Raw genomic sequence first — 17,369 nt, 5'->3', positions numbered from 1 at the left:
TCCTTAGATTATTCAGCTTCAGCAGCAAACAACTCGATTGCTTTTGAATCAGCTGTAAGTGTGATGATAGCTTTCTTAGTTTTTGCAGTAAAACCGTTGTAACGTCCAACACGTTTTGCTTTAGGTTTTACAGTCACTGTGTTTACGTTTGCAACTTTAACGCCTTCAAAAGCAGCTTCAACAGCTTGCTTGATCAAGAGTTTGTGTGCACGTGTATCTACTTCAAATACGTATTTTCCTGCTTCCATTTGAGCCATTGATTTCTCAGTGATGACAGGCTTTTTAATAACGTCATACAAGTTCATTATGCAAGAACCTCCTCGATAGTTGAGATCGCTTCTTTAGTAACAAGAAGTTTGTCGCTATTCACGATATCAAGAACACTTGCAGTTGCTGCAGTCGCAACTTTTACGTTTGGAAGGTTACGAGCTGAAAGTGCAGCAAATTCATTTCCTTCTTCAAGAATCACAAGTACTTTTGAATCAATGTTAAGTGCTTTAAGAACAGCTGCAAATTCTGCAGTTTTTGGCGCTGTGAAGGAAAGACCTTCAACTGCTACAAGTTTGTCTTCAGCAACTTTCTCTGAGTAAACAGACTGAAGAGCCAAACGACGCATTTTGCGTGGAAGTTTGTAGCTGTATGAACGTGGAGTTGGTCCGAAGACAACACCACCACCACGCCATTGTGGAGAGCGGATAGAACCTTGACGAGCACGTCCAGTTCCTTTTTGGCGCCATGGTTTACGGCCACCACCAGATACTGCTGAACGGTTCTTCACTGCGTGAGTACCTTGACGAAGGCTAGCACGTTGGCTGATGATCACATCAAACACAACTGCTTCATTTGGCTCAACACCAAATACTGCATCGTTCAAGGCAAGTTCGCCAGCTTCTTTACCTGTTTGGTCGAATAATTTTACATTTGCCATTGTGACTGTTTTCCCCTTTCCTTATTATTTAGCAGCCTTCACTGCTGATTTGATAGTGATAAGAGATTTCTTAGCACCTGGTACATTACCTTTGATCAAGATAACGTTTTTCTCTGGAACAACTTGAACAATTTCAAGGTTTTGGATTGTTACACGGTCGCCACCCATACGTCCAGCCAAACGTTTGTTTTTGAAGACGCGGTTTGGATCAACTGGTCCCATTGAACCAGGACGACGGTGGTAACGAGAACCGTGAGACATAGGTCCACGTGATTGACCATGGCGTTTGATGACACCTTGGAAACCTTTACCTTTTGAAGTTCCTGTTACATCAACAACATCTCCAGCTTGGAAAGTGTCAACTGAGATTTCGTCACCAACTGCCAAGCCTTCAATGTTTTTGAATTCACGAATGAAGCGCTTAGGAGCTGTGTTAGCTTTTGCTACATGGCCTTTGGCAGGTTTGTTGCTCAATACTTCACGTTTGTCATCAAAACCAACTTGAACGGCGTTGTATCCGTCTGTTTCAACTGTTTTAACTTGAAGAACAACGTTTGGAGCTGCTTCAATAACAGTAACAGGGATAAACTCACCTGATTCAGTGAAGATTTGAGTCATTCCCACTTTTTTCCCTAAGATTCCTTTTGTCATGAGAAAATGTTCCTTTTCTTTCTATTTTTTCAAAAAGTTTTTAACGAGCGTTTTTCATGCTCAAATGAAGATACCAAGGTCTCAGAGTGCAAAGCAAAAATAGGGAACCGACGATGTGTTCCAAGAACACTAGGAGGTTTATCTTTTTTGCACAGCGCTCAGGCCGGGTTCAATTATCGAAGAGAGACCCAGATCAACTCTATCTAGTTCTATTGACAGACTTACTTGGGTTCTTCGCTTTCTGATTAAAGTTTGATCTCTACGTTTACACCACTTGGAAGGTCCAATTTCATCAAAGCGTCAACTGTTTTTTGAGTTGGGTTGATGATGTCGATCAAACGTTTGTGTGTCCGCATTTCAAATTGTTCGCGAGAATCTTTGTATTTGTGAGTCGCACGAATGATTGTGTATAGGCTACGCTCTGTTGGTAGTGGGATTGGACCCGCTACTTCAGCACCTGTACGACCAGCAGTTTCTACGATTTTAGCAGCCGCTGTGTCAAGTGTACGGTGTTCGTAAGCCTTCAAGCGAATGCGGATTTTTTTGTTTGCCATCTTTTTCTCCTTTTTCGTCTATTTAAGTAATAGGCTAGCTCCTCAAGAAAACCGACCGCCTTGCGTGGCAATGCAACCGAGCGTGTCGCAACCTCTTGTATCAAAGCTAAGACTGTGTTTTTCACAGCACTTGAATAGTCTACCACACGCGCGGAAGCATTGCAAGGGAAATGCTAAGTTTTTTTGAAAAAAATTTAAAAGGAGATTTTTTCTTATATATAGAAGAAAGACGGAACAAAAAAGGGAAGCCTACTCCCTCTGATTATAAATCATGGGAAGTAGACCCCTCTTTTCTACTTATTTAGTAAAAATCTATTCTTCACTGGACTCCCCAGAAGCTGCTGGCAAGATGAGGTTCAAGAGAACACCCACCAAGGCTGCCAAGGCAGTTCCTGAGATCACAAAGTCTGATCCAAGTTTCAAGACCGCACCACCAAGGCCTAAAACCAACATAGCACTGGCAATAACCAAGTTCCGTGATTCCATAAAGTTCACACGCGCCCGAACCAGTACTTTCAAACCGTTACTGGCAATAACCCCATAAAGCAGAATGGACATTCCTCCAAGCACAGCACTTGGAATGGTTGAAATCAAAGCTGTGAACTTAGAGAAGAAGCTAAGCCCAATGGCGATGAAGGCTGCATTCCGAATGACAGATACACTGGCAATCCGAGTCAAACCAACAACCCCTGTGTTTTCACCGTAAGTTGTATTGGCTGGCCCACCGATAAAGGCAGATACCGCTGTCGCCACCCCATCACCAATCAGGGTTCGATTCAAACCAGGGTTTTTCAAAAAGTTTCGACCTGTAATTTCTCCCAGAACCATATGATCCCCGACATGCTCCGCGATGGTCACAATCGCAATTGGCAAAATCGCAAAGGCTTCCGGTCCGAAGTAAAACTTGTATTCTTTAAAACTTCCAATTCCTGTCGCAAATGGCAAGCTAAGATCTGGCAAAGAGAACCAAGCAGCTTCTTTGACTGGTGTAAAATCTACCATTCCCAAGAGAACTGCTACGAGATAGCCTCCGACAATGGCAATCAAGAATGGAATCACCCGCAGAAAGCCACGTCCTCGGGTTTGGATGGTTACGGCAATCATAAAGCTGACTGAGGCTACCAGCATATTCTTCCAATCCCCATCCTGCACAAAACCAGCTGAAGTGACCGCTGTATTGGCCAGTCCCAACCCGATCACCATAATCATAGGCCCAATCACGATTGGTGGCAAAAAACGATCAATCCAACCTGTTCCAATTTTAGAAACAATCAAGGCGACAAGCACATAAATCAAACCGACCATCATGATTCCTGTTTGGCCCGCACTGATGTCTCCCCCCATTTGCTCCTTGGCAAAAGCCATAGCTGAGATATAGGCAAATGAAGAACCTAGATACACAGGAACGCTAAATTTAGTGGACACCATATAGATCAGAGTCCCAATCCCTGAAGCTAGAAGAGCTGTTGAAATAGACATTCCTAGCAAAATTGGAACTAAGATTGTCGCCCCAAACATAGCAAAAACGTGTTGCACACTTAGCAACAACCCTTTTGCAGTGTCTGGCTTTTCATGAATATCAAATAACAAACGTTTCTCTGCCATTTTATCCCCCTTTGTATTCTCTTATTTTGATGGCATTCTTTATACTCTTCTAGTTTATCTTTTATTACTGTGTTAGCTCGTCTTGCCGTACTTATTTGAAACTTTCTTCGAAAGTTTTATCAACAAGCTCAAAATCTCCCTCAGAGATTTTGAGCTGTCTACGACCCGCAGCCTTATTCTAAAGCAAACTAAAAGACTATATCAAAATAAGAAGGCGCGTTTTATTTGATTTGGCTTTAAAAAAAGCCTCATCATGAAATGAGACTCTGGCGGATTTGTATTCGATTAAATATCACACAAAACAAGTGTAGAGTTTGCACAACCCCACTCCTATTTTATACTGAATGTTCGAAAAGTCCTTAGTAGGCTCTCTGTCCTACCTTAAAAGTCTTTATTTCGAGTATTTATTTTACCAGATTTTAGGACTCTTGACAAGACCTTCGATTCGGAAAGAAAACGAAGAGCAGCAATATTATAGGTCCATTCATTCACTTCTCCTACAGCTTCAGAACTTCAAAGATCCAAATCGAGCATTTCTAAAGCCCTACAAAAAAAGACCGCCAGCTTTCTGGTCGGTCTCTTACAATCCTTATTTCACCGCTCCATCTTGTGCAGCTTCGACTACTTGGCGGACGGTTTGGGTATAAATTTTAGCACCTTCTTGGATGGCTTCGCCGGTGCCACCGAAGTGGATGTTGTCGCTGTCTTCCCACATTTCAGGGTGGTCGAGGGAGACTTTATGCCAGTCAGCCAGGGTGATAAATGTATGTTTTTGGGCGAGTTTCAGTTCATATTTCCAGGTTTCTTCTGCGGTTGCTTCGATGTACTGGTCAGAGTTTCCATCGTAAGGGGTGATGAGGACAAGGCGGTGGCCTTTAGGGAGGTCCTTGACGATGCCGTCCAATTCTTCCTTATAATTGTCCACGATGTTCACCCCGACACCAATGACGACTGTCTGCCCCAAGATTCCTGATCTAGCTTGGTCGTTCATAATCTCACGCGCCTGGGTCAGGTTGCGGCTGCCAGCGGCGTCGATGTTGCCGTCTGGGAAGGCTTGGTTGAGTTGGGCATTAGCCCTTAGGGCCACGGAATCTCCAATCAGGGAGAGGCCGCCATCAACGGACAGGCTCTCGATTTCCTGATCTTCTTCTAGCTTCTCAATCCGTGCGGAGGGATTGACTTGATAATAGAGGCGTTCCAATCCTTGTGCAGATTGGGCCATGTTATTCCCCGCCATGTCGCGGGCAAAGTTGGTCATGGCAGGCGCCTGGTAGAGGCGAACACCACTAGCCGTCACCAAGCCAACCAGTGCTATACCCATAATGATGCGGGCCGGCTTATTGAAGTGCTGACGACCTGCCAAGATGGGTTCCATAATGTAAAAAGAAAAAGAAGCAAAGGTGTAAGAGAGGAGGACTGTGAGGAAAACCGCTTGCCAGTGAACCATTTGGTCCTTAAAGATAATGTACAGAGGCCAGTGGAAGAGATAGACCCCGTAGGAAGTATCTGCCAAGAAGGTCAACCAGGCTGGTTCTTTAACATCTGGCAATTGATTGTGGAGCAGACGCATACTGCGGATCAGGAAGGTCGCTCCTAGGGCTGCCAAGGCAAAGCCCCCCAGGTAGGTCACAGGCTGGTCAAAGCGCAGCAGGATTAGCAGACTGGCCAGAATACCCACACCGACCAAGCTTCCCAGCACAATTCCCAGCCAGTTGGAATGCTTCAAGCGCTTTTCAAAGGACAGAGACAGCGAGGAGACACCAGTCATCGCCGCTAATAAACTTCCAAAAAAGAAGGGAAAAAGATGACTGAGGCTGGCAAAATAAAGCATAGACGGACTCGCTCCGGCTAAAAGTCCCAACACCATGGTTCCATAAGAAAGAACCAAAAGAGGAATGGATAAGGTTATGATGCTGCCTCTAAACTGATAGGCATTGCGAGAACGCTTGGCAAGGCGATAGAGGAGGAAGGACCAGAGCAGGTAGAAATGAACCTCCACCGCCAAACTCCAATTGTGAACAAAGAGATGGGGGATAAACTGGTCCTCGTAATTCCCACCTGTCAGCATCTCATAAAGGTTGGTCACATACCCCAAGACCCCTGCCACCTGTGTCGGCAAGTCCGTGATGTACTCCAAACGAACCAACCAAGACAGAGGGATCGTAATCAAAAGCATCAGAACCACCGGAGGTACAATCCGATACAAACGCCGCCGCAGGAAGGATTTCATATTCACCTGACCCGTGCGCTCCACCTCATCAATAATGAGGGCGGTAATCAGAAAACCTGAGAAGGTGAAAAAGACATCCACCCCAATAAAGCCACCCGGAAAATACTTGGGATAAAAATGGTAGAGCAAGACCCACAAAAGCCCCAAGACCCGAACGCAAGAAAACCAGCGTATCCGCATAAAAACTCCTAACTGAACTTTTCCTATTTTTTAATATTATACCGTAAATGCGGTTACATTCCAAATAGAGTGGGAAAACTGGGGAGCTAGACCTTATATTCTCTTTTCGTTTATCTTTTATTGCTGTGTTAACTCGTCTTGCTGTACTTCTTTGAAACTTTCTTCGAAAGCTGTATCAGCAAACTCAAAATCTCCCCAGTGTTTTGACCTGTCTACGACTCGCTGCCTTGTACTAAAAGACTATCGTCCATAAACAGAAAAATTCTTCCACACTCACAGTTCCAGTTAAGGCAACAAAATTGGACTACTCCAATCCTTCTATAAAATGGCTAAGAAAATTAATGACGATGGTTCAATAAATCCTTCTGGGCGAGATATGCGATACACGCAATCAATGGTTTCAACAAGGCGGCTTGACAAGGGCAAAATAAACAGTTCACGGGAATCAATTCTAAATATCCAGTAATGGGTCATCGCCTGGGATAAGAGAGCGTTCATATAGAGCCTGTTTCTTCTCCCTCTCTCCATAATCTAAAAAATAAGCAAATACAACATCTAAAGCAATGGACAAAGGCAATTGAGGAGAAATGCGATTGCCATAATTTAAATGTCTTGTAGAGGCTACTCTAAAAAGACAGTCAACATAATCCATTCGATGATATTGCGTTGTGATTAAGCAAGTACTGGCCCCTTTCTTCTTGGCTTTCTCTAAAGCTGAGCGGACAGATTGAGTCTGACCAGAAACAGATAAACCAATCACCAAACAACTTTCATCAATAACGCCATCTATCCAGTGCAGCATGTCGTCATGGATAATCGCCTCAGATACAAGTCCCAAACGTAAAAAACGGATACTAAATTCTCGAGCAACTAAGCCCGAGAATCCTTTTCCGTAGAAATAAACGCGCTTAGCTTGTTCCAAGTGATGAATCATCCAATCAATTTGTACTTCTGATAATAAGGATTGACTCGTGTCAAGAATCTGCTCATAATCTGATAAGATACGTATCATTGTACTCGATAAGGCTGGATTAAAAGTAGCCTTCATCTGTTCCTGTTGTTCTTTCAATTGGTAAATAAATTCTCGGTAACCTGAGAAACCACATTTTTGAGCAAATCGTGTCAAACTCGATTCTGAAACATGTAAATGTTTAGCTAGACACTGAGCCCTCAAAAAATTTAAAGATTGTTCAGACTCCAGAAAAAAGTCCGCAATATCCTTCTCCGTACATGTCAATTCATCATAATGAAGCTCAATCATTCTTTTTATAGGTAAAAATTTCACGCGCCCCCTCCTCTCTCTATACTTAGTATAGAGAAAAAATAAAGCGTTTTCAATCTTTTGTCCTCAAAGAACAGGATTCTTCCCCATATTGATTGAGAAAATGGCGAACAGCTCCAATACGACCAGCTTCGTTTCCCAAAGCGGCTTTTGCAATAACAGCTGGGAGGAATCGAACATTTTGAATCCGATTTTTCATCACTTTTTCCAGTCGTGGTAAAAGTAAATCAGAGCGAGCTGAAATCCCTCCACCAATCAGTAATATCTCTGGGTTTAAGGCATAAGATAAAGTCAGTAACCCTGTCGCTAGATGATCGATAAATTGATCCAGCACTGCCTCTGCTAGAGAATTTCCCTGATCCACAGCATCGCATACATCTTTTCCATTGATTCCCCCTAGACCCGTAGACTGTTCATAATCCTCAATCAAGGCCGTTGTGGACGCCACCTCTTGCCATGTTGTCTTTCCTATTGGAATATAGCCTATCTCGCCCCCCGTGAATGTAGAGCCTCTGACAAGATGGCCTGATTGAAGAAATCCTCCACCAATTCCAGTACCTACCGTCACCATGACGACATCCTGTTTTCCCTGGGCTGCACCTAGCCAAGCTTCTGCCAAAACAGCACAATTGACATCATTCTCAACAGCAACAGGAATCCCAAGCTTGTCCCCTATTTCCTTTCGAAAATTAACTCCTTGATAAGCAGGAATACTTGGTCCAGCATAAAGAATTTCTCCTTTATGAGAGTCCACCACACCGGCTGTTGAAAGGGCAATCCCATCAATCACAACTTCTTTTTGATAATCTGCTAGAATGGCCAGAACTTGTCCTACAATCCCATTTTGCTGCTTTCCCTTATCAATAGCTGTTTTTTCTTCTCTGAAATAGCCATACGATTTTCCATGATTATCATAAATATCTGCTTTGATAGTTGTGCCGCCTATATCAATCCCTACAATACGCATCTTATTTTCTCCTTCAAAATATACTCCTGTGAAAAATTGCTAGTTTCAGATACTCTTCAAAAACCAGATGAACCATCGTCCAATCTTAGCGTCTAGAATACTATAGAGAGCAATTCACGTATACCAATTTCATTTCAATCAGAATACTCATACTCATTACATTTCAAAATCTGAATGTGTTAATCTTCTTCGCCGAACTATAGTTCAGCCTTCATCAGATTGCCTTTTCAGATTTCGAACTGTTTCGAATATAAAAGAGGAAGGTTGAGACTATCGTCCCAACCTCTAAAGGAACCCTTGAAAAACTAAATTCTTAAACATCCCAAAGGCTGATTCAACAAAGTTTTCATACCTCGATTGGGAGAAAATAGAAGGTTTCAAAGATTCTTATACTCATTACATTTCAAAATCTGAATGTGTTAATCCTCTTCGCCGAACTTATTGATTGCGTGCATTGCACGCTTATTGATAAGATTCAACAGGTCTCCCAGACCTGTTGAACTGTCTTCATCGGATTGATGGCAAGCGACGCTTGCTTCATTACCTATAAATTTTAATCCAATTCCTGGATTAAAATTCGTTTCAGATTTCGAAATGTTTCGAGTATTAAAAATATTTATGAGCTCCTTACAACAGAGTTGCCTCAATTTCTAGAAGTAAGGCAATAATCTGCGTCACCAGTTTCTCATCCTCCTTTTGAAAAGCAGGGAGGGGCGCTCGCACCGATCCCAAGGCTAGACCTTCTTTTCGGGATAAGACCTCCTTCGCTAAAGCATATAGATGACTTCGACCACTGGTCAATAATGCGATTACTTGATTCAGCTTTTTTTGTAAATCTCTAGCTTTGATTAGCTGATTGTTTTGAATAAATTCCTCTAATTTCACAAATAGAGCTGGCATAACGCCATAGGTACCACCAATTCCTGCTTCAGCGCCCATGACTCTTCCAGCTATATACTGTTCATCTGGGCCATTAAAGACGATCCTTTCATCGCCTCCTAATTGGGAAAATAGTTGAATGTCTTGAACAGACAAGGAAGAGTTTTTAACCCCTATCACGCAGGGATTGTCCAACATCTTTTTGTATAATTTTTCTGTTAGAGCAACTCCTGCTAGTTGAGGTATATTGTAAAGAATGAAGTCCGTGTTGGGTGCAGCTTTACTAATGGTATTCCAGTAATCTGCTATCGCCTCCTCCGAGAGTTTAAAATAAATTGGTGGAATTGCTGCGATAGCATCTACTCCCAGTTTTTCAGAATGCTTGGCAAGCTCCACACTATCTCTGGTATTATTACACGCAACATGGTTAATAATCGTTAAGGAGTCAGACGCCACTTCCATCACTGCCTCAAGAATCTTTTTTCGATCTGCCACATTTTGATAAATACACTCTCCTGAAGAACCATTCACATAAAGCCCTCTAACTCCCTGGGTCATGTAGTACCGAACCAATTTCTGAATCCTTACGGAATCCACTTCCCCCTCTTCATCATAACAAGCATACAAAGCTGGAATAATTCCTTTATATTTAAATAAACTCATTCACATTTTCTCCATTTTCATCCACTACACTCTTGCCCGTAGCCCACACTTGTATCCAGGCCCATAAGGCTTGCCCAATTGTACATTGAAAAAATAGATAAAGCAGCAGACTAACCCCGTGACTCAAGCAGCAGAAGGCTACTAAAACCGGAATCATCAACAAAACGAGATTCCGCACAGGGTGCCCCACCAACTGCCCCAAAATCTGCATACACAGCGGATACCACCCCCACACTCCCCTAGCTACTAAAGGATAGGCATAAAAGAAATACAAATCAAGCCACAAGTAAATTGGTAGGAGTGCAATTTTCCAGAAAAGAAATAAGGGATCCGTTTGAGGCAGTACGATTAGAAAACAGCCAATGCAGAGAAATCGAAGAAATAGATCAAGCCCCCCTAATACCAATCCCCTTCTCCAATAATCTCTGATCATTGCTATAAAAGGAATAGCCACTTGAGTCACTTCCTGGGGATTCCATGTCTGTAAAGCTCTTACCAAAGCAAGGCGAGTAACACCCCAAGTAATAACCGGTAGAGTACCCAAAAGCCAACAAACATTTAACAATAATACATGAAAAATCTGATTTGCTCTCAGCCACAACCACTGATCTGTTCGAAAGAGCCTTGTCCATGTTTCCCGATTCATCTCATTATCCTTTCACTGCCCCCATCGTAATTCCTTGTGTAAATGACTTTTGGAACAGTAGGAAGACTACCACAATCGGTACCGAAGCTAGAGCAGCCCCAGCCATAATCACACCATAATTGGTAGCCATTTCAGCTTGCATGGTGGCGACTCCCAGAGAAATAGTTAAATTCTCCCTCGATGTCAACATGACAAGTTGCATAAAATAATCATTCCAAGTATTGATAAAGGTAAAGATTGCTAAAGCTGCAAAACCTGGTTTCACAATCGGAAAGGCTACATTCCAAAAGGTTGAGAGCTCTCCACAGCCGTCAATTTTAGCTGATTCAAGCAATTCTGTCGGAATATTTTCACTGAACTGCTTCATCAAAAAAACTCCGAAAGGCCATCCTACTAGCGGTAGAATTACTGCTGCCAAACTATCATGTATCCCTAGAAAATTAACAATACGTACCAAAGGAACTAAGATCACCTGCTTAGGCAAGGCCATTGAAGCTACAAATAGCAAGAACAACCATCTTTGACCATAAAAACGTTTTTTAGCCAATACATAACCAGCCAATGATGATGTTACACAAACTAGCAACATGGTCGCTGTGGATATAAAAATGGAATTCCATAACCAATGCGTAGCTGGATTTTGAAATAAGAGTTGCTCAAAATTTTCCCAAGTTGGTTGAGACGGCCACCATTGCGGAGGAATGACAATCGTATCCGGTTGTGACTTAAACGCCCCTGTTAAAATCCAGTAAAAAGGAAAAATGAAAAATAAGGTCAACGCCAGTAAGATTACAGTTGACAAAATTTTAAATACACTTAGCCTACTCTTCATCCTCATGCCTCCTAGTAATCCACTTCATTTCCAAATAGTCTTAATTGAACAAAGCTAACAAGAGCGATGATGACGGCTAAAACGACACCAATCGTATTCGCATAACCATACTCTGTCAATTGGAAGGCTTTTTCGTACAAATAATACATTAACGTGCTCGTTGCATAATTGGGACCACCAGAAGTCAGCAACTGTATCAAGGCGAAACACTGAAATGAATTAATCGTTGTAATGATTGCAATATACAAGGTTGTTGGAAGTAAGCTTGGCCATTTCACATTCCAAAAAACTTGAGACTCCGTGGCTCCATCAACCCTAGCAGCTTCAACTAAAGAATGATCAATATTCCCCATCGCTGCTATGTACAAAATAATCGGCTGACCAACAGATGTTGTGAGTAAGATGATAATGATAGCCAGCAAAGCCCACTGTTTATCTCCCAACCAGGAAATATTCTGTTCAATAATATGAGATGATTTTAAAACAAAATTTAAAATTCCAGATAAAGGATCATAAATCCACTTCCATACAACTGTAACAGCAACACTTCCTGTTACCACTGGTAAGAAAAAAACAAAGCGGTAAAAAGAGCGGGAAATTACATGTTGTTGGTAAGTCTGGGAAGCCACAAATAATGAAAAGAATACTACAATAGGTACTGATCCAATCACAATTAGCAAAGTATTCCACAAAGACTTCAAAAATACCGAATCCTGAAATAGGCGACTGTAATTTTCAAAACCAATAAACTCAAAACTAGTCATAGAGTAATCAAAAAAACTAGTCACAAATCCCATAATCATCGGTGCCAAGACAAAACAAGTAAAAAACAATAAAATTGGAGCCAGGAAACTGTAAGCAACAATCGTTTCCTGTAAACGAAGCTTCGATAATTTCACAAGGAACCTCCCTTCAAAAATGGTAGTGGGAAAGAGAATGGGGCAACAAGCTCAATCTTCTGATTTTATACTCTAATCCGTTCAAAAACGAATCACGATTAGCACCCTAGGGCAAACCTGATTACTTGCGTGCAAATATACTGTCGCAAGTATGTTCAGAGAAAGTCATACTCATTACATTTCAAAGTCTGAATGTGTTAATCCTCGTCGCCGAACTTATTGATTGCGTGCATTGCACGCTTATTGATAAGATTCAACAGGTCTCCCAGACCTGTTGAACTGTCTCCATCGGATTGATGGCAAGCGATGCTTGCTTCATTACCTATAAATTTTAATCCAATTCCTGGATTAAAATTCGTTTCAGATTTCGAACTACTTCGAGGATAAGCTACAAACAACACTGACGGGCGCAAATCTGACAAAAGCTCTGCTTTTTTATACCTCGAACCTCCCATAGTCTCCTGGGCTACGGGTCTGACAAGGCTAAAGAGATTTTGAAAGAGTATCTAACCAACCTTGATGCAATGGGTGAGATTGCTCTAATAGCATTGTCTACTGCCATAGTCGCCAAATGATACTTGCAAAACAGCATTTCTCGACTCTCTTCTCAAGAAGCTCAAAGAGCCAATCACTGACCCTTTGAACTCTGAAAACAGCCAAGTCAACTAGCCCACTCATACACTAAAATTTTAATGTTGCCGTTTGAATCCGCTCTCTTTTAACAACTACTATTCATGAATTGTTTCATTTGCTTTCTTTGTAAAGTCTTTCAATGCTTGCTCCGGTTTCTCATCTCCATTTGAGACTGCTTGTAGCATTGGGAACCAAAGTGTACGCATTTCCGCAAAACCATCTATTGTATTGTAATAAGGTGAATAGTACTGTGTCCATGAGCCAATACGATCCATGCGTTCATCATCATATAATTTTCCATAAGAAACACGAACTGGGAAGGCTCCTGTTCGAACAACATTCTTAGGTCCCCACTCCTTATCATCTGCAATAAACTGAACAAACTCTTTGGCATATTTAACTTTTTGTGCATCCCCATTTTTAAAGACAGCAAAACCATTCACGAGATATTCCAAGGATGGTTGACCTTTTGGAGCAGGGAATGGAATTTCAACAACCTCTACCCCACTAGCTTGAAGTAATTTTTCTTGAATCCCTTGTTGTGCCGGTGTCCACAAAAGAGTGTAGGAAGTCTGTCCATTTGCAAAGTTTTGAATATCCGTTCCACCATCAAATTGAGAACCATTTGCCAAATACCCTTTGTCTAACCATTCTTGAGCTTTCTCCAAGGCCGCAATAAATTCTGGACTATCTGTTGTATAGCGCGTTACTTCTGGATCTGTGACAGCTCCACCGCCAATATTAGCTAGGAAAGCACGGGTTCCTTGATCCCCACCTTGACCATTGCTGAATAACGATCCTGGCTGATAGCCTTTGTCTTTTAAGGCTTTTAAGACTTTTTCAAAATCATCTGTTGTCCATCCCTCTTTTACAAGGTCCAAAACACCGGCCTCTTTCAGCATTTCTTTATTCAGTGCCATGTAGAATGGAGCGGAGCTAATTGGATACATGTAAGCTGTATCCCCGGCTTTACTAGCTTGGAGAACCTCAGGAGTTGCAACATCTTTTTCAAATTCCTCAGTAAAAAGATCATCGAGATTTTCCAATTTCCCATTTTTACCATATTGAATAATCCGGCCTGGAGCATCAAATAGGATATCTGGAGCTGTACCCGCTTCAATGGCTGTCGTAATTTTCTCAGGACCTGATTTAAAATCAATGGTCTCTAAATTAATTTTTACATCTGGATGTTTGGCTTCAAAGGCCTCAATTAACCGCTTTTCATAAGTTCCTACACCATCACTAGCTTTTTCTTGAGTAAAGACAGGAAAGGCCCACCAGGTAATCTCAGTCTTTCCTCCATCTTTACTCGCATTTTGTCCCCCTGACTCTGACGAACCACAAGCTGTTAAAAAAACAACTGCTGATGCCGTTAAAAATCCAGCCAAAACTTTCTGCATTTTCATAAATAACCTACTTTCTATCTGCTTGAATTGCAGCTACAAATCGTTCCGTAATTTCTTTAGGGCGCGTTATGGCCCCTCCAACTACAAGGCTCGTAACTCCTAAATCATAGACCATCCTTGCCTGCTCAGGACTATGAATTTTCCCCTCAGCAATCACATCAAATCCTTCTTCAACCAATTGTCGGATTAACTCAAAATCAGGTCCATCCTCCTGACGGCTATAAGATGTATAGCCAGATAAGGTCGTCCCAATAAAATCGATTCCCGCCTCCGCTGCCGCTCGTCCTTCTTCTAAGGTAGAGATATCCGCCATCCATAATTGCTCTGGATATTTTTCTTGAATTTCTTTTAAAAATTCAAAAAGAGGCCGTCCATCATACCGTTCACGATGCGTACAATCAAGCGCTATCACATCTACACCTATTTGAGCCAACTCATCAACCTCTCGCATAGTTGCTGTAATAAAAGGTTCTTGTGGGGGATAGTCCCGCTTAATAATACCGATAATAGGCAAATCCGAAACTTCTTTAATTTCTTGAATATCCCTCACACTATTTGCCCGCAATCCACGCGCTCCACCCTCTTCAGCAGCTTGCGCCAACAAAGGAATGACCCCTCCCTCAGTACGATACAAGGGTTCTCCTGGTAAAGCTTGACAAGAAACAATAATTCCTCCTGCCACTTGTTCTTTAAACAGTGACTTCTTTTTATCTCTCAATACTTCTCATCACCTTTCTACCTAGTTGAAAATGCGAATCCCTGTTTCCGGATCAAAAAAGTGTCCTTTACTGATATTAAAGGCTAACGATACCTTTTGACCAGCTACAACATGGTTGGCAGCATCCACTCGCGCAGCAAATTCTTGTTCCCCAATCTTACAATAGAGAATTGAATCGCTCCCCAATAACTCTGCAACAATGACCTCAGCTTCAATAACAGCTTGGGGGAAAGTCTCTAAGGCAATCGGATCTGCTGAGATGGCCTCTGGTCTGATTCCAAATATCAATTTTTTATGCAATTGATCTTGCGCTTGCAGCATTTTCTGGATTCCCTCAGGTAAGGTTACGCTAAATTGATTCCCATCAGAAATGAGATTGCGAGATACATCCACTGTAAAGAAATTCATGGCAGGGCTCCCAATAAAACCTGCAACAAACATATTCTTGGGCTCATTGTACAGTTCTTGCGGCGTCCCGATCTGTTCAATCCTACCAATTGTCCCAGTTCCCTCTGTATTTTTTGTGGCACTCATAATGACAATTCTGTCCGCCAACGTCATAGCCTCTGTTTGATCATGCGTTACATAGATTGTTGTAGCACCGATACGCTTATGAATTTTAGCAATCTCTGCCCTCATAGAAACCCGTAACTTCGCATCTAAATTCGATAAGGGTTCATCCATCAAGAAAACCTTTGCATCACGCACAATGGCTCTCCCCATTGCAACCCTCTGACGCTGACCACCTGATAAATCTGCCGGTTTTCGATTTAGAAATTCCTTTAACCCTAAAATCTCTGCCGCTTCTTTTACACGTTGATCAATATCTTCCTTGGTATATTTTCTCAATTTCAAGCCAAATGCCATATTTTCATAAACCGTCATATGTGGATAGAGAGCATAATTCTGAAAAACCATGGCGATGTCACGATCTTTGGGAGCAATGTCATTAACCAATTGATCACCAATATAAAGCTCTCCTTCTGTGATATCTTCTAAACCGGCAATCATTCTTAAAGTAGTTGACTTTCCACAACCAGATGGTCCTACAAAAACAATGAATTCCCGATCTTGAATCTGCAAATCAAAATCCTCCACTGAGTAAAAAGTACTATTGGGATAACGTTTATACAAATGATTCAATTGCAACTCTGTCATCACTTTCCTCCTTGTTGTCACATATAATACTAACTTACTTATCTTCAAGCCTATTATATATCGAATAGAAAGCGTTTACAATCAATTTTACAATTCTGGTCACAGTTCCTAAAACTCACTATTTCGAGAAGGGGATGAAAGTTCTTTCAGACGAACAAACACATAATGTTTCTCCAATCTCTTACGATTCGGAAACAAATTCTAATGGCTATACACTGCAAAAAAAGAGGGCTAGAGAGTGAGACAGAACGATTTTCGCAAAAAAATTGTTCGTTACAAGTCTTTATTTCATGTTGTAAACTGAAACGGTTTCTCCCCAAAACGACCTCGCTCTTTTATTGTTAGGCTCAGGTACAAATAGTCTATCCCTAGACTGTCTTCGCTTTCTTGTTTTAAGGCTCAGGGATTGACTCTTTGAGTTTCTGGATTAGAGAACATGAAATGTTCTCTCAATAAGGGCGAACTATCGTTAGTTGCTTCGCTCTCCTATCTGCTATACTTTTTTAGTTTTTAACCCGAATTATTCATACCCTGAATATCTTTGCGTAACTATCAAAAAAATCATCAGAAACAAGCAATAAACAATTGCAGTTCTGATGATTTTTATGAACGATCAAGCTTTTCTATAAATAAAGATGGGTCTGCTACCTTAGCACCCTAAAAAAGGGTAGACTCCGCCCTTGGTGCGACTCTCGATTTTTAAAAATGTATTCTATTTGATTCGGTATCCTAATTTCCTAACAAAGGAGGACTGGTATCCCTTACTGCATAGAGAACGGGGAGTGAGAAATCTAGTCTGGAAATTCGCTCAAAGAGAGCCTGAAACTCATCCTTCAGAGAATAGAGATTAGACAGTTTTAGAATTTGTTTTCTAGCACTTTTGACGCATTTTCCAGCTATATTCACAAACAGTTTCCGAAAACGTTTCATCGTCAAATTCTTCACAGACCCACTAGCTAGATGCTTCATAAATAAGGAAAGATTATAGGCCAAGCAAGAAATCATCATACGAACTTCATTCTTGATTAGAGTTGAACTATCTGTCTTATCCCCAAAAAATCCAGACTTCATCTCTTTTATGAAATTTTCAGACTGTCCTCGTTTTCGGTAAAGTTGAAAACATTCTTCGCTAGCACCA

16 protein-coding genes are annotated in these 17,369 nt (G+C 41.6%); all 16 read right to left on the bottom strand.

Annotated elements, in window-relative coordinates:
* Positions 1–8 precede the first annotated feature (8 nt).
* Positions 9–305: a 50S ribosomal protein L23 gene (locus tag I1A59_RS05160; RefSeq protein WP_135036562.1), complete on the bottom strand. Its 297-nt coding sequence runs from the start codon at positions 303–305 to the stop codon at positions 9–11.
* On the bottom strand, positions 305–928 hold the full coding sequence (gene rplD / locus I1A59_RS05155; RefSeq protein ID WP_196091741.1) for a 50S ribosomal protein L4: 624 nt from the start codon (positions 926–928) through the stop codon (positions 305–307). Before rplD ends, I1A59_RS05160 begins: the two co-directional genes overlap by 1 nt.
* 24 nt (positions 929–952) lie before the next feature.
* Entirely contained in the window at positions 953–1,579 is a 627-nt protein-coding gene (gene rplC / locus I1A59_RS05150; RefSeq protein WP_135036568.1) for a 50S ribosomal protein L3, read from the bottom strand.
* Positions 1,580–1,824: 245 nt separating this feature from the next.
* Positions 1,825–2,133, bottom strand: a complete 309-nt coding sequence (rpsJ, locus tag I1A59_RS05145) for a 30S ribosomal protein S10 (RefSeq protein WP_135036571.1) — start codon at positions 2,131–2,133, stop codon at positions 1,825–1,827.
* 312 nt (positions 2,134–2,445) lie between these two features.
* Positions 2,446–3,738 (bottom strand): solute carrier family 23 protein, encoded by a 1,293-nt coding sequence (locus I1A59_RS05140; RefSeq protein ID WP_196091740.1) that lies wholly within the window; start codon positions 3,736–3,738, stop codon positions 2,446–2,448.
* 589 nt (positions 3,739–4,327) lie between these two features.
* On the bottom strand, positions 4,328–6,148 hold the full coding sequence (locus I1A59_RS05135) for an acyltransferase family protein (RefSeq protein WP_196091739.1): 1,821 nt from the start codon (positions 6,146–6,148) through the stop codon (positions 4,328–4,330).
* 451 nt (positions 6,149–6,599) lie between these two features.
* The gene (locus tag I1A59_RS05130; protein WP_196091738.1) at positions 6,600–7,433 is read right to left on the bottom strand and encodes a MurR/RpiR family transcriptional regulator; all 834 of its coding nucleotides are present in this window, start codon (positions 7,431–7,433) and stop codon (positions 6,600–6,602) included.
* Positions 7,434–7,482: 49 nt separating this feature from the next.
* On the bottom strand, positions 7,483–8,397 hold the full coding sequence (locus I1A59_RS05125) for an ROK family protein (protein ID WP_196091737.1): 915 nt from the start codon (positions 8,395–8,397) through the stop codon (positions 7,483–7,485).
* 627 nt (positions 8,398–9,024) lie between these two features.
* Positions 9,025–9,939 carry a dihydrodipicolinate synthase family protein gene (locus tag I1A59_RS05120; protein ID WP_196091736.1) on the bottom strand — a complete coding sequence of 305 codons (915 nt, stop codon included), beginning with the start codon at positions 9,937–9,939 and terminating at the stop codon, positions 9,025–9,027.
* Positions 9,926–10,585, bottom strand: a complete 660-nt coding sequence (locus I1A59_RS05115) for a hypothetical protein (protein ID WP_196091735.1) — start codon at positions 10,583–10,585, stop codon at positions 9,926–9,928. The genes I1A59_RS05120 and I1A59_RS05115 overlap by 14 nt, the downstream gene beginning before the upstream one ends.
* 4 nt (positions 10,586–10,589) lie before the next feature.
* Complete coding sequence (locus I1A59_RS05110) at positions 10,590–11,423, bottom strand: carbohydrate ABC transporter permease (protein WP_196091734.1); 834 nt, start codon at positions 11,421–11,423, stop codon at positions 10,590–10,592.
* A 5-nt stretch (positions 11,424–11,428) separates the two neighbouring features.
* Complete coding sequence (locus I1A59_RS05105; protein ID WP_196091757.1) at positions 11,429–12,337, bottom strand: sugar ABC transporter permease; 909 nt, start codon at positions 12,335–12,337, stop codon at positions 11,429–11,431.
* 707 nt (positions 12,338–13,044) lie between these two features.
* Positions 13,045–14,355: an ABC transporter substrate-binding protein gene (locus I1A59_RS05100; RefSeq protein WP_196091733.1), complete on the bottom strand. Its 1,311-nt coding sequence runs from the start codon at positions 14,353–14,355 to the stop codon at positions 13,045–13,047.
* A gap of 7 nt (positions 14,356–14,362) precedes the next feature.
* A complete protein-coding gene (locus I1A59_RS05095) occupies positions 14,363–15,073 on the bottom strand; it encodes an N-acetylmannosamine-6-phosphate 2-epimerase (RefSeq protein ID WP_196091732.1) in 711 nt (236 codons plus the stop codon).
* Positions 15,074–15,094: 21 nt separating this feature from the next.
* A complete protein-coding gene (gene ugpC, locus I1A59_RS05090) occupies positions 15,095–16,231 on the bottom strand; it encodes a sn-glycerol-3-phosphate ABC transporter ATP-binding protein UgpC (protein ID WP_196091731.1) in 1,137 nt (378 codons plus the stop codon).
* A 729-nt stretch (positions 16,232–16,960) separates the two neighbouring features.
* The coding region (locus tag I1A59_RS05085; RefSeq protein ID WP_196091203.1) for a transposase at positions 16,961–17,369 on the bottom strand (409 nt) is incomplete at its 5' end.

The sequence above is a fragment of the Streptococcus sp. NLN76 genome (assembly GCF_015686645.1).
Lineage (GTDB): Bacteria > Bacillota > Bacilli > Lactobacillales > Streptococcaceae > Streptococcus.
The sequence above is the reverse complement of the archived record's forward strand: the minus strand, read 5'-3'. Positions and strand labels throughout refer to the sequence as shown.